Source organism: Saccharopolyspora erythraea (assembly GCF_018141105.1).
GTDB lineage: Bacteria > Actinomycetota > Actinomycetes > Mycobacteriales > Pseudonocardiaceae > Saccharopolyspora_D > Saccharopolyspora_D erythraea_A.
Map to the genome: position 1 here is coordinate 7,923,457 of NZ_CP054839.1, position 17,313 is coordinate 7,940,769.

17 protein-coding genes are annotated in these 17,313 nt (G+C 70.4%); 10 read left to right on the forward strand and 7 right to left on the reverse strand.

The features are described from left to right. Positions 1-388 precede the first annotated feature (388 nt). The 4 genes from HUO13_RS35690 (at position 389) to HUO13_RS35705 (ending at position 5,458) form a co-directional block, all read left to right on the forward strand. Positions 389-2,704, forward strand: coding sequence for an LCP family protein (locus HUO13_RS35690; RefSeq protein WP_249124313.1), 2,316 nt, complete (start codon positions 389-391; stop codon positions 2,702-2,704). A 108-nt stretch (positions 2,705-2,812) separates the two neighbouring features. Then, complete coding sequence (gene phoU / locus HUO13_RS35695; RefSeq protein WP_211899240.1) at positions 2,813-3,460, forward strand: phosphate signaling complex protein PhoU; 648 nt, start codon at positions 2,813-2,815, stop codon at positions 3,458-3,460. Positions 3,461-3,593: 133 nt separating this feature from the next. Continuing rightward, on the forward strand, positions 3,594-4,442 hold the full coding sequence (locus HUO13_RS35700) for a helix-turn-helix domain-containing protein (protein ID WP_249124314.1): 849 nt from the start codon (positions 3,594-3,596) through the stop codon (positions 4,440-4,442). An 89-nt stretch (positions 4,443-4,531) separates the two neighbouring features. Next, positions 4,532-5,458, forward strand: coding sequence for an aminoglycoside phosphotransferase family protein (locus HUO13_RS35705; protein WP_211899241.1), 927 nt, complete (start codon positions 4,532-4,534; stop codon positions 5,456-5,458). 17 nt (positions 5,459-5,475) lie between these two features. Here the strand turns inward: HUO13_RS35705 and HUO13_RS35710 are convergent, their stop codons facing one another. Continuing rightward, positions 5,476-6,288, reverse strand: coding sequence for a helix-turn-helix domain-containing protein (locus HUO13_RS35710; RefSeq protein WP_211899242.1), 813 nt, complete (start codon positions 6,286-6,288; stop codon positions 5,476-5,478). 94 nt (positions 6,289-6,382) lie between these two features. On the opposite strand from HUO13_RS35710, the gene HUO13_RS35715 reads away from it, so the two are divergent. Next, the gene (locus HUO13_RS35715; protein WP_211899243.1) at positions 6,383-6,748 is read left to right on the forward strand and encodes a nuclear transport factor 2 family protein; all 366 of its coding nucleotides are present in this window, start codon (positions 6,383-6,385) and stop codon (positions 6,746-6,748) included. A 493-nt stretch (positions 6,749-7,241) separates the two neighbouring features. Here HUO13_RS35715 and pstB read toward each other — a convergent pair whose 3' ends face one another. The 6 genes from pstB to HUO13_RS35745 form a co-directional block, all read right to left on the reverse strand. Continuing rightward, the gene (gene pstB / locus HUO13_RS35720; protein WP_211899244.1) at positions 7,242-8,018 is read right to left on the reverse strand and encodes a phosphate ABC transporter ATP-binding protein PstB; all 777 of its coding nucleotides are present in this window, start codon (positions 8,016-8,018) and stop codon (positions 7,242-7,244) included. A 15-nt stretch (positions 8,019-8,033) separates the two neighbouring features. Further along, complete coding sequence (pstA, locus tag HUO13_RS35725; protein ID WP_211899245.1) at positions 8,034-8,948, reverse strand: phosphate ABC transporter permease PstA; 915 nt, start codon at positions 8,946-8,948, stop codon at positions 8,034-8,036. Continuing rightward, a complete protein-coding gene (pstC, locus tag HUO13_RS35730; protein ID WP_432757805.1) occupies positions 8,945-10,033 on the reverse strand; it encodes a phosphate ABC transporter permease subunit PstC in 1,089 nt (362 codons plus the stop codon). Before pstC ends, pstA begins: the two co-directional genes overlap by 4 nt. Positions 10,034-10,118: 85 nt before the next feature. Next, the gene (gene pstS, locus HUO13_RS35735) at positions 10,119-11,234 is read right to left on the reverse strand and encodes a phosphate ABC transporter substrate-binding protein PstS (RefSeq protein ID WP_211899246.1); all 1,116 of its coding nucleotides are present in this window, start codon (positions 11,232-11,234) and stop codon (positions 10,119-10,121) included. Positions 11,235-11,466: 232 nt separating this feature from the next. After that, positions 11,467-12,429, reverse strand: coding sequence for a mycothiol synthase (gene mshD, locus HUO13_RS35740; protein ID WP_282975493.1), 963 nt, complete (start codon positions 12,427-12,429; stop codon positions 11,467-11,469). A gap of 129 nt (positions 12,430-12,558) precedes the next feature. Then, positions 12,559-13,329 (reverse strand): winged helix-turn-helix transcriptional regulator, encoded by a 771-nt coding sequence (locus HUO13_RS35745; RefSeq protein ID WP_211899247.1) that lies wholly within the window; start codon positions 13,327-13,329, stop codon positions 12,559-12,561. A 194-nt stretch (positions 13,330-13,523) separates the two neighbouring features. Here HUO13_RS35745 and HUO13_RS35750 point away from each other — a divergent pair, with 194 nt between their 5' ends. From HUO13_RS35750 to HUO13_RS35770, 5 genes are all read left to right on the forward strand, one after another. Next, positions 13,524-14,288: an alpha/beta hydrolase family protein gene (locus tag HUO13_RS35750; protein WP_211899248.1), complete on the forward strand. Its 765-nt coding sequence runs from the start codon at positions 13,524-13,526 to the stop codon at positions 14,286-14,288. A gap of 88 nt (positions 14,289-14,376) precedes the next feature. Continuing rightward, complete coding sequence (locus HUO13_RS35755) at positions 14,377-15,192, forward strand: LmeA family phospholipid-binding protein (protein ID WP_211899249.1); 816 nt, start codon at positions 14,377-14,379, stop codon at positions 15,190-15,192. Continuing rightward, positions 15,189-15,629, forward strand: coding sequence for a TlpA family protein disulfide reductase (locus tag HUO13_RS35760; RefSeq protein ID WP_211899250.1), 441 nt, complete (start codon positions 15,189-15,191; stop codon positions 15,627-15,629). The genes HUO13_RS35755 and HUO13_RS35760 overlap by 4 nt, the downstream gene beginning before the upstream one ends. A 357-nt stretch (positions 15,630-15,986) precedes the next feature. Continuing rightward, positions 15,987-16,436, forward strand: coding sequence for a DUF4395 domain-containing protein (locus HUO13_RS35765; RefSeq protein ID WP_211899251.1), 450 nt, complete (start codon positions 15,987-15,989; stop codon positions 16,434-16,436). Positions 16,437-16,465: 29 nt separating this feature from the next. Next, the gene (locus tag HUO13_RS35770; protein WP_211899252.1) at positions 16,466-17,311 is read left to right on the forward strand and encodes a sulfurtransferase; all 846 of its coding nucleotides are present in this window, start codon (positions 16,466-16,468) and stop codon (positions 17,309-17,311) included. The last annotated feature ends 2 nt before the right edge of the window (positions 17,312-17,313 follow it).

Genomic DNA, 17,313 nt, shown 5'->3' on the forward strand with positions numbered 1-17,313 from the left:
CCGCACCAGGCCGAGCCCCGCGGAACGGGCCCGCACCAAGCCGAACCCCGAGGCACCAGCACGCACCAAGCCGAGCCGCGGGGCACCGGCCCGCACCAAGCCGAGACGCGTCCGTCGGCCGACGAGCCGCGGCCTTCCGGCCGTCGAGCCGTCTCGCAGGGAACCGGACGCCACGTGCAGCCGGAGCCGCCGGAAGCACAGCGTCCGCCGCAAGGTCCGCCCGGCGGCGCCGATCCGCGCGCTCCGCACGCTTCCCGCCGTCCTGGTCCCCCTCCGGGGCCCGAGCGTCCGGCTCCTGAGCGGCCTGCCCCGCCTCCAGCTGCCGACCCGCGTTCCTCTTCGCACGACGCATGGACGCCGCCTCGGCGTCCGCAGGCCCCTGGCCGCGGTGAGCCGCCTGCTCCGGGCCCGGACGCGACCCGGCGTCCGGCCGAGCCGCCCGCGGGCCGACGCGGCCGTCCCGCACCGCCCCGTCCCGCCGGCGGGCCGCCGCCCATGGGCGCCGCGGCAGCGGAGCGGCGGGTGCCGCCATGGCGGCGCCGCGGACGCTTCCGCCGCCGAGGCGACGCGCATAACCGAAGCTCTGGGCGGCCCGGCTTCCGGGCCTTCCGCACCGCCGGCCGGTCCGCAGGCACCCGCGGGCCCCGGTGCGCCCGCCTCCGGTCCCGCGCCGGGCCGGCTTAGCGGACCGCCGCGCGCGAAGGCGCCCGGCCGCCCCGCGCCGGACCCCGACCTGGAGGCGACGACCCAGCACGCCGCGGTTCCGGCCGAGCCGGGCCCGCAGAGCGGCGACGAGACGGTCGTCGCGAGGGTTCCGGCCGCCAAGCAGCCCAAGCGCGAAACGTCCGAGGACGACGGTTCCGGCCCCGACGCGACCGTGCTCGCGCGGCCGGTCGGCGGCAGTTCCGCCGACAAGACGTCCATAGTCGCGGCCCTGGGCACCGACGCGAGCTCTTCGCAGTCCAAGGACAAGTCCGAGGCCGACGCATTCGACGACTTCGACGACGATGACGAGGGCGACGACAACGACGAGGTCCGCGCGATCGACGCGACGCTGGCGCGCTTCTCGGCCGTGCACGACCAGATCGCCGAGGAGGAGGCCGCGCGCCGCGAGAAGTACTCGTGGCTGTTCGGCAAGCGCCGCGAGCCCGAGCTCGGCACCGACATGCCGTTCGACTACGTCGAGGGGCGCGATGCCGGGGCCTCCCGCGTGGAGTGGAAGCGCCAGCAGCGAAAGCGGCGCACCGGCCTGCTCGTCAAGGCGCTCGCGGTGGCCGCCGCGCTGACCATATTCGTCACGATCGGCACCATGTGGGGTGCCAAGACATGGGTGGACGCCAGGTTCCGCGAGGTCGCCTCGCTCGACCCGAACTCGGGCGACATCAAGGACGCGGCCAAGCAGACCGGTGACCAGAACTTCCTGCTGATCGGCTCGGACACCCGGGCGGGTGCCACCGCCGGCGACGGTGTGGGAAACACCGAGGACGAGCCCGGCGCACGCGCCGACACGACGATGATCGCCCACATCCCGGCCGACCGCAGCCGCGTCGTGGTCGTGTCCTTCCCGCGCGACCTGGAGGTCGCGATCCCGGCGTGCGAGCGGTGGGACGCCGCGACCGGCAAGTACACCGGACAGCAGGCGCCCGCGCAGGAGAAGGCGAAGCTGAACCAGGCCTACGCGGTGGGCGGGCCGAAGTGCACCACCAAGGTCATCCAGCAGCTCTCGGGGCTGTCGATCACCAGCTTCCTCGGCATCGACTTCCAGGGCTTCAAGTCGATGGTCGACGCGGTGCACGGCGTCGACATCTGCACCCAGAAGCCCGTGGTCGACGACGTGATCGGCACCGTGCTGCCCAACCCCGGCCACTACAACCTGACCGGCCAGCAGGCGCTGAGCTACGTGCGCGCCCGGCACGTGCAGGGCGACGTGACCGCCGACTACGGCCGGATGCAGCGCCAGCAGCTGTTCCTGTCGGCGCTGCTGCGCAAGACGATGTCCGGCCAGGTGCTGCTGGACCCGAACAAGCTCAGCGGCTTCGTCGACGCGGTCGCCGCCAACACATTCGGCGAGAACGTCGGCACCGACCGGCTGCTCGAGCTCGGCCAGTCGATGCAGGGCCTGGATCCCGGCAAGGTCACCTTCATCACCGTCCCGACCACCGGTTACGCCAACGACGACGGGCGGGAGGAGCTGCGCGCGGCCGACAACGAGGCGCTGTTCCGGGCGATCATCGAGGGCGTCCCGGTCACCCCGCCCGCCAGCGGCGGCGGGACCGGCGGTTCCACGCCCAGCGGCGGCACCGGCCCGATGGCGACCGCCTTCACCGCGCGCCCGCTGCCGGCGCTCCAGCCGTCGCAGGTCAAGGTGGAGGTCGTCAACACCACCGGGTCCAGCGGCCTGGCGTCGACCACCGGTGACCGGCTGCGGGAGTTCGGGTTCAACGTCACGGGCACCGGTCAGTCCGGCCCCGCCGCGAGCGGGACGGTCATCAAGCACAGCCCGGCCAACGCCGAGGCGGCCAAGCTGCTCGCGGGCAGCGTCCCGGGCGCCCAGCTGGTCGAGGACGCCTCCGCCGGGTCGGTGCTGCGGCTGGAGCTGGGCGCGGGCTTCGACGGCGCGGTGCACGCCCCGAGCACGGCGCCCGCGCAGGTGCCCGACAACCTCGCGACGGTCAACGCGGGCACCGACGTATGCGCCAAGTGAGCCAGGACACAGTCCTGCTCTGCGCCGAACGGGTCGATCACGACTCGTTCACCCCTGGTTCACCATGGCGCGCCTTGTCCGATTCCTCCGAGACGTACTCTGGTCCGTATGCGTGAGGTCTACCAGGAACAGCTCGGCAAGCTCGCCGATGAGCTCGCCTCGATGTCCACGATGGTCGGCACGGCGATGGAGCGCGCCACCAAGGCACTCCTGGAGACCGATCTCGGACTCGCTGAGCAGGTCATCGAAGAGGACGTCCAGGTCGACGAGGCGCGGGCGCGCGCCGAGGAGCACGCCTTCGGGCTGCTCGCCCTCCAGGCGCCGGTCGCGGGCGACCTGCGGACCGTCATCTCCACCATCCACGCCGCGGAGGACCTGGAGCGGATGGGCGACCTGGCCCTGCACGTGGCCAAGACCGCGCGCCGCAGGCACCCGCACCCCGTACTGCCCGAGGACGTCCAGCCCCACTTCGCCGAAATGGGCCGGATCGCCGTCAAGCTGGCCGGCCGGGTCCGCACCGTCATCCAGACCCAGGACGTCGAGGCTGCGCGGGGGCTGGAGGAGGACGACGACGAGATGGACGACCTCCACCGCCACCTGTTCACCGTGATGATGAGCCCCGAGTGGTCGCACGGTGTCGCCGCCGCGGTGGACGTGACGCTGCTGGGCCGGTTCTACGAGCGCTTCGCCGACCACGCGGTGTCGGTGGCGCGGCGGGTCGTGTTCACCGTGACCGGGAAGATGCCGACGAGCTGAGCCGTTCACGCAGGTCGGAGCGGGTGCCGAGATCGGCGTATTAATACTCGGTCTCATTGCTCGCTAGCTCGATCGTCTTGTGCGATCCTCGATCGGGTGAGAGCAGCGATCCGGCCGCCACGTGAGGTGCGGCGTGCGTAAGAGCCCGACAGTGCACCGCAGGCGCCTCGGCGCCGAGCTGCGCAAGATGCGCGACGGCGCCGGGCGCACCCACCGCGAGGTCGCGGCCCACCTGGACTGCTCCCAGGGCAAGATCAGCCAGATCGAGCTGGGCAGGGTGCCGGTGCGCACCTCCGACGTGCGGCTGATGGCCGAGTTCTACGGGGCCACCGACGAGCAGGTGGCGGCGCTGGTCGACCTCGCGCAGGACTCCAAGCAGCGCGGCTGGTGGCAGCAGTACCCGACCACCGCGCAGCGCCCGGGTTTCGAGACCTACCTAGGCCTGGAGACCGCGGCGAAGGCGGTCAGCTGCTACGGCGCGGACCCGATCCCGGAGCTGCTGCACACGGCCGACTACGGCCGCGCCGTGTTCGGCCTTTCCGAGCCGTCCGCCGCCGAGCTCGACGAGCGGATGACGGTCAGCCACACCCGGCAGCAGCGGCTGCTCGGGGACCAGCCGCTGGAGCTGTGGGCGGTGCTCGACGAGGCCGCGCTGCGGCGGGCGGTCGGCGGCCCGGCCGTGATGCGCCAGCAGCTCGAGCACCTGGTGCTGATGGGCTACCGGCGCAACGTGACGATCCAGGTGCTGCCCTTCGCCGCGGGCGGGCATCCGCTCATGGGCGACCGGATCTCGGTGTTCTCGTTCCCCGACGACGCCGACCCGCAGGTGGTGCACGTCGGCGACACGGCGAACTCGCGGTTCCTGGACAAGCCCGCCGACACCCGCGGCTACCTCGCGGCGTTCGAGCACGTGTGCAAGGCGGCGCTCAACCCGAAGGACTCGAGCGCCTTCATCTCCGCCATCGCCGACCAGTACACCTGACGGCCGCACAGCGCCAATCGGCCGATTCCGGTGCGCCGCGCTACCGTCGAGCGGCACGAATTGCCGTTGGTAGTTGGGGGTGGCGCTCGGTGTCGACGCTGGATGAGTTGCGGCAGCGGCTGCCGCCATGGCATGCCGAGAAGTCGTCGCGCGCCGTGGACGCGGCCGTCGGCCTGGCCCGGTCGCACGGGCTGCGGGTCGAGGAGCCGACCGTGCTCGCCGACGTGGTCTCGGTGGTGGTCCACCTGCGGCCGGCGCCCGTGGTCGCGAGGATCCCGACCCACCTGACCGAGCTGCGGCAACCGATGGCGGACTGGCTCCGCCGCGAGATCGACATGACGACCTTCCTGGCCGGGCAGGGCGCACCCGTGATCACGCCCAGCGGCGAGCTGCCCCCGGGACCGCACGAGCACGACGGGTTCACGATCACCTTCTGGTCGTACGTGGAGCCCGACCCCGACCGCACCGCGAGCACCGACGACTACGCGGCGATGCTCGTCGACCTCCACAGCGTCCTGCGCGAGTACCCGGGCAACCTGCCCCTGCTGGCCCCGGTGGCGAACGAGGTCCCGCTCGGCCTTGCCGCGCTGGACCGCGCCAGGGGCGTGCTGACCGACCAGGAGATCGACCAGCTCCGGTCGGCCGCCGACCGCCTCCGGCCATGGTGGGAGGCGCCGAGCGGCGACCTCCAGCCGCTGCACGGCGACCTTCACACCGAGACTCTCATCCACGGCCGCGATGGCCTGGTGTGGTGCGACTTCGAGGACACCTGCCTCGGCCCCCGGGAGTGGGACCTCTCGATGCTGTTCTGGTCCGACCCGGATGCCGTCGCCCGCCACCACAACCCCGACCCCGACCGGATGCGCGCCCTTTCCGAGCTCCGCGCTCTGCACCTGGCGTTGTCCGTGGTGGCCTTCCACACCAGCGTCCCCCACGTCGATGGGTGGGAGGAGGGCGTGCGCACGTTCCTGTCCACGCTCGGCACCAATGCCGGCAGCCTGCCGACCACGCACTGAAGTAGAAGTGCCGCTCGCTACGCGTCGCGCAGTGCCTCGGCCGTCGCCGGGTCGGCGGGGAGGAAGGACTCGATCGCCAGTTCCGCGAGGGTGACGTCGAGCGGGGTGCCGAAAACGGCGGTCATGCTGATGAACGCCAGCTCACGGCCTTCGTGGCGGTAGCGCAGTGGGACCGCGACCTCCCCGGCCACCGGACGTTCGATGTCGGGTTCCGGCTGGTCGCACGGGTATTCGCGCAACTTCTGGTGCAGCAGCTCAAGTCCCGGATCCGCGGTCGCGTCCGCCTGCCTGCGCAGGCGTCCGAGGACGTGGGCACGCCACTCGCCGAGATTGGCGATGCGCGGAGCGATGCCCCGCGGGTGCAGGCTGAGCCTGAGGACGTTGATCGGCGGGACCAGCAGATCCTCGTCCGCACCCGCCAGGAACATCCCCACGGCGGCGTTGGCGTCGATGAGGTTCCAGCCGCGGTCGACGACCAGCGCGGGGTAGGGCTCGTACCCGGTGAGCACCTGCCGCAGCGCGGCGCGCACCTCGCTCATCTCCGGTGTGCCGAGGTCGCCGGCGGGGTAGACCGGCGCGTGCCCGGCGGCGAGCAGCAGGCCGTTCCGCTCCCGCAGCGGCACGTCCAGGTGCTCGCAAAGGCGCAGCACCATGTCACTGGTCGGCCGCGACCGCCCGGTCTCGACGAAGCTCAGGTGCCTGGTGGAGATGTCCGCCTCGATGGAGAGCGCGAGCTGGCTGAGCCTGCGTCGTTCACGCCACTCGCGCAGCAGCTCTCCCACCGCCCGCTTCGTCGTAGCCACAACAGGAAATCTAGTCGCCAGGGCCATTACCCCGGAGGTAATCGACGCGACGACCCCGGCACCCCAGCATTGATCGCAACGACGGGCCAACCGGGGCCCGCACCCTCCGAGGGGAAGCACCATGAGCGACTTCGACGACATCATCGGCCGCTACATCGCGAGCTGGAACGAGCGCGACCCGCAGCGCAGGCGCGCCGCCATCGACCAGCTTTGGACCGAAGACGCCACCTACACCGACCCGCTCGCCGACGTGGCGGGCAGGGGCGCCATCGACGGCATGATCGCGGCCGTGCAGGGGCAGTTCCCCGACTTCGACTTCCGGCTCGGACAGCCCGTCGACGCCCACCACCACATCGGCCGCTTCACCTGGGAGCTGGGGCCGGAGGGCGGTGAAGCGGTCGTGGCCGGCTTCGACGTGGCCGTCCTCGACGACACCGGACGCATCAAGTCCGTACTCGGCTTCCTGGACAAAGTTCCGGCAGCCTGAGCGAACACCCACGGCAACGCCCCCAACAGGGCGGTGCCGTGGTTCTCATCCCGTCGACCTGGCGCCAGCCCGAGCAGACCGGGTCAAGGGGGCCCGCTAGATGTCAACCGCAGGCTGCCTCGAAAAGCCGGCCCCCTTGACGCGGTCTGATAGCCCTCGTGGAGGTCGACGGGATGAGAACCGCCAACCGCCCCACCGCAGGATGCCTCGAAAACCCGCTCATCCCGGAGACCTGCCGGGGGCCTGGGGGCGGCGAGCGCCCCAGAAACCACACACCCAAAGCGACCCGCAAAGCCAGGGTGAGTACGTCGAAAACTCCCGCGCCCCCGCCCGCAGAGACGAAAACGGGGTTGGGACCGCTCGGTCCCAACCCCGTAAAGCTCATCCGACCTGCGGCCGGATGGCGCTACCGCGCCATTTTGAAGTGCCATCTGGCGCTTCAACCTCCGGCCGGATGGCGCTACCGCGCCGTTTTAAGGCGCCATCTGGCGCCTTAACCGAACCGACCCGAGATGTAGTCCTCGGTCGCCTTCTGGTTCGGGTTGGAGAAGATCTTGCCGGTCTCGTCGATCTCCACCAGTTCGCCGGGCTGGCCGACGGCACGCAGGTTGAAGAACGCCGTCTGGTCGCTGACCCGGGCGGCCTGCTGCATGTTGTGGGTGACGATGACGATCGTGTACTCCTGCTTGAGCTCGGCGATCAGGTCCTCGATCGCCAGCGTCGAGATCGGGTCGAGCGCCGAGCAGGGCTCGTCCATCAGCAGCACGTCCGGCTTGACCGCGATGGCCCGCGCGATGCAGAGCCGCTGCTGCTGACCGCCGGAGAGGCCGCCGCCCGGCTTGGCGAGCCGGTCCTTGACCTCTTCCCACAGGTTCGCGCCGCGCAGCGCGCTCTCGGTGATCTCGTCGAGGTGCTTCTTGTTCTTCTCGCCCGACAGCTTCAGCCCGGCCACGACGTTGTCCCTGATCGACATCGTCGGGAACGGGTTCGCCCGCTGGAACACCATGCCGATCGTCCGGCGCACCTGCACCGGGTCGACCTTGCCGTCGTAGACGTCCTCGCCGTCGAGGAGGACCTTGCCGTCGACGCGCGCGCCCGGGATGACCTCGTGCATCCGGTTCAGCGAGCGCAGCACCGTGGACTTGCCGCAACCCGACGGGCCGATGAACGCGGTGACGCTGCGGGCGGGCACCTGCAACGTCACGTCCTGCACGGCGTGGAACTTGCCGTAGAACAGGTTCAGGTCCTTGATGTCGAGACGCTTGGCCATGAGTTGGATACCGCCCTACTTGGTCTTGACCGCGACCATCTTGGACAACAGCGTCGCCAAGAGGTTGATGAGCATGATGACGACGACGAGCGTCAGCGCGGCGCCCCACATCCGCGCGTCACCGGCAGCCGTGCCGGTGCTGCGCTCCATGAAGATGGTCAGCGGCAGCGACGCCATCTCGCCCTGGAACAGGTTGAAGTTGATGGAGCTGGCGTAGCCCACCAGGATCAGCAGCGGCGCCGTCTCGCCCAGCACCCTGGCGAGGCCGAGCATGACGCCGGTGAGGATGCCCGACAGGGCCGTGGGCAGCACGATCCGCACGATCGTCTTCCACTTCGACACGCCCAGCGCGTACGACGCCTCGCGCAGCTCGTCCGGCACGATCAGCAGCATCGTCTCGGTGACGCGCACGACGACCGGGAGCATCAGCAGCAGCAGCGCCAGCGCCACCGCGAAGCCGCTGCGGGTGAGGCCGAAAGTGGTGATCCACAGCGCGTAGATGAACAGGCCGGCCACGATCGAGGGCAGGCCGCTGAGGATGTCGACCATGAACGTCGCGACCCTGGCCAGGCGCGACTCCCGGCCGTACTCGATCAGGTAGATGCCGACCATCACGCCCAGCGGCACCGCGATGACCGCGGTGACCAGTCCCTGCATCAGGGTGCCGACCAGCGCGTGGTAGATGCCGCCGCCGAAGTCGTTGGGCAGCAGGCCGTAGAACGAGTGCGACCACCAGTCAGCGCTCAGCAGCGGGGTCAGTCCCCGCTGCAGCAGCGTGAACAGAACCCAGAGCAGGGGGATGACGGCCAGCACGAACGCGGCGGCGAAAAGCGTGGTCGCCAGGTTGTTCTTCAGCTTCCGGCCGAGGCTGAGGTGCTGGAACGCCGGGGGCGTCGCCAGCCGGTCCACGTCGGCGGTGTCGGTCCTCATTCTTTCCCCTTACCGCTGGCGCTCTCGATCCACCTGGCCAGCGCGTTCACCGCGAACGTGATGATGAACAGCACCAGACCGGCCGAGATGTAGGCACCGACCTGCAGGTTGTTGTTGAACTCGCCGGAGCCGAGCGCGATCTTCGACGCGAAGGTCGCGCCGGCGTCGAAGATGCTGTAGCGCGGCGCGTCGAAGGTGGCGCTGAGGATGATCGTCAGCGCCATCGTCTCGCCGAGCGCGCGGCCGAGGCCCAGCATCGAGCCGCCGATGAAGCCGTTGCGGCCGAACGGCCACACCGTGGTGCGCACGACCTCCCATCGGGTCGCGCCCAGCGCCAGCGCGCCCTCGATGTGCGAGGTGGGCGTGCGCTGGAAGACCTCGCGGCTGACACCGGTGATCGTCGGGATGATCATCACGGCGAGCACGACGCCCGCGGTGAAGACGTTGCCGCCGCTGATCAGCGTGTCGGAGTTGCCGTCGGCGAACAGCGGGATGAACCCGAGGTTGGTGTTCATCCACATCGCGATCGGCTTGAGCACCGGCGCCAGCACCAGGAAGCCCCACAGGCCGTAGATCACCGACGGGACCGCGGCCAGCAGGTCGACGATGTAGGCGAACGGGCGGGCCAGGTTGCGCGGCGCGTACTGGGTGAGGAAGAGCGCGATCCCGCAGGAGATCGGCATCGCCAGGATCAGCGCGACCAGCGAGCTGGCCACCGTGATCCAGGCCAGGTACAGCACGCCGAAGTGCAGGCTGCTCGGGTTGCGGGTGTCCCAGACACCGCTGAACAGGAAGCTCTCCTGGTTGACCTGCAATGCGGGCACCGCGCGGATCAGGAGGAAGATCCCGATCGCCGCGATGAGCACCACGACGAACGCGCCGGATCCGGTCGCGATCGAGGAGAACACGCGGTCGCCGATGCGGACGACCTTCTTGCCCGACGAGATGCCGGGCGCGTCCGCTGTGGTCTCTGGAGCGGAAATGGTGGCCTCCGGTCCGGGGCTGGGCGCCGAAACGCCCCGCGGGGCACCGGTGTCCTCACCGGTGCCCGCAGGGCGTGTCTCGGCTCTCGTGGAGTCGGTCACTGCTTGTTGCAGCCTCTCACTTCTCGGCCCGGCGGATCCGGGGGGCAGCGGTGGCTGCTCCGGACGGACCCGCCGGCTCCCTGCATCAGGAGATCGCGTTGACCGCTTCGAGGACCTTGGTCTTGAAGGCCTCGGGCAGCGGCACGTACCCGGCCTTCTCCAGCTCCTGCGGGTTGGCGTTGGCGGCCACCGTCAGCACGGCCTTGACGGCCTTGGCGGTCTCCGGGTCGTAGCCCTTGGAGCAGACGATCTCGTAGGTGTTCAGCACGACCGGGTAGACACCTGGGGCCTTGTTGCCGTAGATCGAGTCGAGGTCGACCTTCAGGTCGTTGCCCTGGCCCTCGATCTTGGCGCCCTCGATGGCCTTGCCGACGTTGGCGGTGTTCAGCTCGACCGGGCCCGCGCCGCTGTCGATCTTGGCGATGCCCAGGCCGAGGTTCTTCGGGAAGGACCACTCGACGTAGGTGATGCCGCCGGGGGTGGCCTTCACCGACTGCGCGACCTGGTCGCTGCCGTCGCGGCCCTGGCCGACGCCCGGGCCGGGGCGGAACTGCTTGCCCTCACCGGTCCACGCACCGTTGGTCGCCGTGCTCAGGTACTTCTGGAAGTTGTCGGAGGTACCCGACTCGTCGGAGCGGAAGAACGGGACGATGTCGATGTCCGGAAGCTGCTTGCCCGGGTTCAGCGCGGCGATCGCCGGGTCGTTCCACTTCTTGACCTGGCCCTGGTAGATCTTGCCGATCACGTCCGGGTTCAGCGTCAGGTCGCTGACCCCGGGGACGTTGTAGGAGATCGCGATCGGGCCGAAGACCATCGGGATGTTCCAGGCCGGGTTCCCCTGGCAGCGCTGGGCGGCGGCGGCGACCTCGCCCTTCTCGTCGCTCAGCGGCGAGTCCGAGCCGCCGAAGTCGATCTGGCCGGCGGTGAAGGCGGCGACACCCTTGCCGGAACCGGACTTGGTGTAGTTCAGCTTCTGGTCGGCGCACTTGAGGCCGTAGTCGCGGGCGAAGACGTCCATCGCGCTCTTCTGCGCCGACGAACCCTCGGCCGAGACGGGCTTGGTGCCGCACTCCACCTGGACGGCGTCCAGCGCGGGGTTGCCGCCCCCCTGGGGCACGTTCTGGTCGCTGCCACAGGCGGAGAGCACGAGCGTGCCCGCTGCGATGAAGCCGAGCGCAGCGCTGTGCCGCTTGATCTTCACTTCGTTCCTCCACTCAGGGAAACATCGGCGGTTGCGCGGCAGGGCCCGAGCCCGTAGCTGTCTGCCGCCGTTCAGAACGCTAAGCAGCCGGAGTGGACACGCGCCGCCCTGGAGGTGAACCCCAGGTGAACAAGGCACGCTTAGTAAGGAGACACACGTCCCACCGGGTGATCTCGCAATCCCACCGTGATCTCGGCGTTTGCGGTCAGTGACCTGCCGCGCAGGGTACGGACTACCGCCCGAACTGCACGTCGGTGTCCCAGCGCTCGAACTCCAGCCGCTGGTAGACCTTGACCGCCGCGGTGTTGTCCGCCTCCACGTAGAGCATCACCTGGCCACAGCCCTTCGCCTGCAGATGGCGAAGACCGGCCACCGTGAGTGACCGGCCGAGACCGTTACCCTGCGTGTCGGGGTCGACGCCGACCACGTAGACCTCACCAGTGCCGTCCGGGTGAATTTTGGTCCAGTGGAAGCCCAGCAGCGTGTCGCGCGAGTCCACTGCGAGCAGGAAACCGGCGGGGTCGAACCAGTCCTCGCGTTCTTTGACCCGAAGATCGTCCTCGGTCATGGCGCCCTGCTCCGGGTGCCATGAGAACGCACGGTGATTGACCCGGACCACGGCTGGTTCGTCCACACCCGTCCGGAATGCACGGATCGTCACGTCCGGCGGGAGCTCGGCCTCTGCCAGCTCGGCGTCCAGCGAGCGGCCCATCCGCCACAGCTCACGCGCGCGCACCAGGCCGTAGCGCTCGGCCAGCCGCAGCGCGCCCGGGTGCTCGCCGTGCGACCAGATCCGCAGCCTCGCGGTGTCGGTGTCGTCGGGGCTGGGCTCGACCGGCAGGTCCGCGCGGTCGAGCAGCGCCTCGACCAGCCGCGCCCCCGCGCCGCGCCGCCGGTGACGCGGGTGCACCGCCAGCTCGGCGACGAGCTGCCCCGCGGTCTTCTCCTCGGCCGTGTCGACGTGCGCGTAGCCGGCGAGCTCGCCCCCGGAGTCGCGCACGATGAAGTGCTCGGAGCCGGGCACGTCGGCCTGCACCGGCTCGATCTGGTGCACGACGTCGAGGTGCGCCTTGAGCCGCAGGATCACGTGCTCGCCGACCGGGGCGACCCCGTCGGCCTGCTCCGTCTCCTGCAGCAGGGCCATGACCTCGGCCGCTTCCGCCTCATCAAGTCCGTTTCGCCACGTGAGCTGCACGCCTCGAACGGTACCGGTCCGGGCGGGCGACCGGCCCCTTCGACCGTGGCCGGAACCGGTGACCTCGATCAACAACGCGGCCCCGGTCCTCCGCTCGGGAGGGCCGGGGCCGCGCGGTCGGTGGTGGGGTCAGCGGGCGACCGCGGACTCCTCGCCGCGCTGCGCCGGGGCGTCGGCCAGCACCTCTGCCTCCTGCCGTTCCTCTGCGACGATCGGCGACGCGGGCTGGCTGGAGCGCGACGGGCGGACGAACTTGTAGCCGACGTTGCGCACGGTGCCGATCATGGCGTCGTACTCCGGGCCGAGCTTGGCGCGCAGCCGCCGCACGTGGACGTCGACGGTGCGGGTGCCGCCGAAGAAGTCGTAGCCCCAGACCTCCTGCAGCAGCTGGGCGCGGGTGAACACCCGGCCGGCGTGCTGGGCGAGGTACTTCAGCAGCTCGAACTCCTTGTAGGTCAGCTCCAGCGCGCGGCCCTTCAGGCGGGCGGTGTAGGTCGCCTCCTCGATGACCAGGTCGCCCACGGTCAGCGAGCCGTCGCCCTCGCCGGCGTCGGCGCCGCGCCGCGTGGTCAGCAGCCGCAGCCGGGCGTCGACCTCGGCCGGACCGGCGGTCGGCAGCAGGATGTCGTCCACGCCCCACTCGGCGCTGACGGTGACCAGACCGCCCTCGTTGACCACCGCCAGGACCGGAGCGTCGCCCACCGCGAGCACGCGGCACAGGTCGCGGGCGCCGGCCAGGTCGGTGCGGGCGTCGACGAGCACCACGTCGTGGGTGCCCGCGGAGAGGATCGCGCCCGGTTCCGGAGGCAGCACGCGCACCCGGTGCGGCAGCAGACCCAGTGCGGGCAGCACGGTCTGGCAGTCGCGGTCGCTGGTGAGCAGGAGTAGCTCAGAGCTCATGAGGAATGCCTCCATCCCAGGGCCATGGAACAGCCGGGGCTGCGGAATCGGTCGTCCGCGCAGAGCAGAACCAGCGGGCGACCCGGCTTCGTTGCCTGTGGATGGCTAGGAGAATAACCGAAACACCTGGGAAAAGCCCAGGTCGAGCTATCCGGGTCACAATTGTGAACAGAAAGCGAACGCAGGTTACGGGCGTGTGTCGTACCCGCGCGGTGGCGCTGACCGCCGCGGACGGTACCGCGCTGGAGGGGTTGCTGTACACCGGTCCCGGGCTGCCGGCCGAGGTCGGCGTCGTGGTCGGTCACGGTTTCACCAACCACATCCGCAAGCCGTGGGTTCGTCGCGTGTTGCGGCGGTTCAGCGCGCACGCGCCGGTGCTGGGCATCGACTTCCGGGGGCACGGGCGCTCCGGCGGGCGCACCACCGTCGGCCCCGCCGAGGCGCTGGACATCGCCGCCGCGGTGGCGCACATGCGCGCGCTCGGCTGCCGCCGCGTGGTCACCGTCGGCTTCTCCCTCGGCGGGTCGGTCGTGCTGCGCCAGACCGCGCTGTCCGGCCCCGCCGACCGGCCGGACGCCGTGGTCGCAGTGAGCAGCCCGGCGCGCTGGTGGGTGCGCGACACCGCGGCCATGCGCCGCGTGCACTGGCTGCTGGAGCAGCCGCACGGCCGGTGGAGCGCCCGGCTGATCGGCGTGCGGCTGGCGCCGCCGTGGCAGGACGTGCCGATCTCGCCGATCGAGCTCGCCGGCCGGGTGCCGCCGACCCCGGCGCTGGTCGTGCACGGTGCCGACGACCACTACTTCCCGGTCTCGGACGCGGTCGCGCTCGCCGAGACCGCCCGCGCCGAGCTGTGGCTGGAGCCGGGCATGCGCCACGCCGAGAGCGCCGCCACACCCGGCCTCGTCGACCGCATCGCCGCGTGGGCTGCCGATCCGGTGCGCGAGCTGCCGATAAAGTGACTTCACACGATCGTGGTTGCCGCCGAGGCGGGACATCGTCCAGGCTGCACCAGCGCCACGGACCCGACAGGAACGGACGACGCTCGCCGTGAAGAAGCTCGCCATCACGCTCGTCATCGTCATCGGCCTGCTGGTGGCCGCCGACTTCGGCGCGGCCGCGATCGCGGAGTACCAGGTGTCGAAGAAGATGCGCCAGCAACTGGCCCTCAACGAGGACCCCTCGGTGCGCATCAACGGCTTCCCGTTCCTCTACCAGGCGGCGGTCGGCGACTTCCGGGACGTGCAGCTCGCCGCGCAGGCGGTGAAGGTCGGCCAGCTCAGCGAGGTCGGCATCGAGGCCGACCTGCACCACGCGCGCGTCTCCACGCCCGATGTGGTCGCGGGCAAGGCCGACCGCATCCAGGTCGACGAGCTGGTCGGGCGGGTCAAGCTCAAGGCCTCCGACGTCGGCCGCTTCATCGGTATCACCGACCTGACGATCAACCCGGCTCCCAAGGACGCCCTCACCAGCGAGGACGGCTCCTCGGACGGCTCGGGCGACGCCGAGCAGAGCGGTCCCAGCAGCACCGTCGACCGGACCCGGACCACCGTGCAGCTCGACGGGTCGGTCAACATCGCCGGGGAGCAGACCAAGGTCAAGGTGATCGCGGTGCTGTCGCTGCTCAACGGCCAGCTCAAGATCGAGCCGCGCAAGCTCGACATCGTCACCGGTTCCTACGGCGAGATCCCGCTGCCGGAGGTCTTCGAGCGCTCGGTGCTGGAGCAGTTCAACACCAGCCTCGACCCGGGACTGCTGCCGTTCGAGGTCACGCCGACGGCGGTGGGCGTCGAGCGGGGCGCGCTGATCGTGGAAGGCAGCGCGGCCAACGTGACGATCGGCCCGGGCGGGATGACGACGGGATGACCTCCGGGGTGTGGGCGCTGCTCGGCGCGGTGGTGGTCGCGCTGGTCTTCGGGCTGGTGTGGCGCGGCCGCGAGGGCAGGGTGCGCGTCCGGGAAGGCGGAGCCGAGGTGACCTTGTACGACAAGCTGCCCGAGGAGCTGCGCACGCGGCTCGACGACGAGCCCGCGGCGCCGGTGACGCTGCTGCAGTTCTCCACCACCTTCTGCGCGCCGTGCAGACACACCAGGATCCTGCTCGCCGACTTCGTGGGGCGCACCGAGGGCGTACGCCACGTCGAGGTCGACCTCACCGACCACCCGGAGTGGTCGACGCCGCTCGGCGTGCACCGCACGCCCACGACGCTGGTGCTCGACGGCGCGGGCCGGGAGGTCTTCCGGGTCGGCGGCGTGCCCCGCCGCGACGAGCTGGACGCGGCGTTGCGGCCCCTGCTGGCCTGACCGCCCCGACCCCCCGCGCTTCGGCCGAACGGCTGCCCGCCTCCCACCCCGCCCACACCCGCCGCGGCCCCTCTGAACGGCGGTTTCCGGACGCCCGGTCGGCCCACGGGCGTCTCACCTGGTGAACATCCTTTCCGACACCCGGTCTCCGGAGTAACCTCGCGCTCGTGCACGTTCTGCTGACCAGAAGGCGCGCGGTGGACTACTGCCGCGTGTGCAGCAGCCTGTGTTGGAGGCACTGACCGGGCGGTAGTGCGGATGTCCACGGCGCTTGCGCGGTTGTGCCCCTGCGGGGGTAGGCATCCCACCGCCTGACGAGCTGGCAAGCAAGTCCAACGGTCACCGAAAGGGCCCTCCATGTCCGCCGGAACTCTGGACCCCCGCGGGGTTCGCTTCACCGCAGCGTTGACCAGCGTGATCCTCGCACTCGGCCTGGTGACCGCGAGCTGGCGCGTGCTGGCCGCGCAGACCGTCCTCTTCGCGATGTGCGCGTTCATCGGGATGCGGCTGAACCCCTGGGGCTACGTGTACCGGCAGGCCGTGCAGCCACGGCTGTCCCCGGTCGCCGAGGCCGAGCGCGAGGACCCCGCGCCGGTGCGGTTCTCGCAGGGGGTCGGGTTCGTGTTCACGCTGGTCGCGACGGTCGCCTATGCCGCGGGCTGGACTTCGCCCGGCCTCGTGGCGAACGCGTTGGCGCTGGTGGCGGCACTGCTCAACGCGGCGTTCGGCTACTGCCTCGGCTGCCAGATGTACCTGGTGCTCCGTCGGTTCGCACCGGCCGGACTGTCCACAACAGACACTCGATAACCGACGAGATTGGAAGAAGGAGTCGCTCGATGAGTCGTGAAGAGGTCCTGGTCTCCACCGATTGGGCCGAGCAGAACCTGAACACCGACGGTGTCGTGTTCGCGGAGGTGGACGAGGACACGACCGCCTACGACGGCGGTCACATCCCCGGGGCCATCAAGCTGGACTGGAAGAACGAGCTGCAGGACCACGTCCGCCGCGACTTCGTCAACCGGGAGGGCTTCGAGAAGCTGCTGTCCGCCAAGGGCATCGGCAACGACGACACCGTGATCCTCTACGGCGGCAACAACAACTGGTTCGCCGCCTACGCCTACTGGTACTTCAAGCTGTACGGGCACTCCGACGTCAAGCTGCTCGACGGCGGCCGCAAGAAGTGGGAGCTCGACGGCCGCGAGCTGACCAAGGAGGAGCCGAACCGGGCCGCCACCGCCTACAAGGCGCAGGAGCCCGACGCCTCCATCCGCGCCTTCCGCGACGAGGTCGTCGACGCGATCGGCAACAAGAACCTCGTCGACGTGCGGTCGCCTGACGAGTTCGCAGGCAAGCTGCTGGCCCCGGCGCACCTGCCGCAGGAGTCCGCGCAGCGCGCCGGCCACATCCCGTCGGCGATCAACGTGCCGTGGAGCAAGGCTGCCAACGAGGACGGCACCTTCAAGTCCGACGAGGAGCTGAAGCAGGTCTACGGCGAGGCCGGGCTGGACACCGGCAAGGACACCATCGCCTACTGCCGGATCGGGGAGCGTTCGTCGCACACCTGGTTCGTGCTCCGGGAACTGCTCGGGCACACCAACGTCAAGAACTACGACGGTTCGTGGACCGAGTACGGCTCGCTGGTCGGCGTGCCGATCGAGAACCCCCAGGAACAGGGAGCGTGAGC

Coding starts and splice junctions, on each gene's coding strand:
- phoU (WP_211899240.1), top strand. CDS start 2,813: ATGCGTGAGGTCTACCAGGAACAGCTCGGCAAGCTCGCCGATGAGCTC.
- HUO13_RS35710 (WP_211899242.1), bottom strand. CDS start 6,288: ATGGCCCTGGCGACTAGATTTCCTGTTGTGGCTACGACGAAGCGGGCG.
- HUO13_RS35715 (WP_211899243.1), top strand. CDS start 6,383: ATGAGCGACTTCGACGACATCATCGGCCGCTACATCGCGAGCTGGAAC.
- pstB (WP_211899244.1), bottom strand. CDS start 8,018: ATGGCCAAGCGTCTCGACATCAAGGACCTGAACCTGTTCTACGGCAAG.
- pstA (WP_211899245.1), bottom strand. CDS start 8,948: ATGAGGACCGACACCGCCGACGTGGACCGGCTGGCGACGCCCCCGGCG.
- HUO13_RS35745 (WP_211899247.1), bottom strand. CDS start 13,329: ATGAGCTCTGAGCTACTCCTGCTCACCAGCGACCGCGACTGCCAGACC.
- HUO13_RS35760 (WP_211899250.1), top strand. CDS start 15,189: ATGACCTCCGGGGTGTGGGCGCTGCTCGGCGCGGTGGTGGTCGCGCTG.
- HUO13_RS35765 (WP_211899251.1), top strand. CDS start 15,987: ATGTCCGCCGGAACTCTGGACCCCCGCGGGGTTCGCTTCACCGCAGCG.
- HUO13_RS35770 (WP_211899252.1), top strand. CDS start 16,466: ATGAGTCGTGAAGAGGTCCTGGTCTCCACCGATTGGGCCGAGCAGAAC.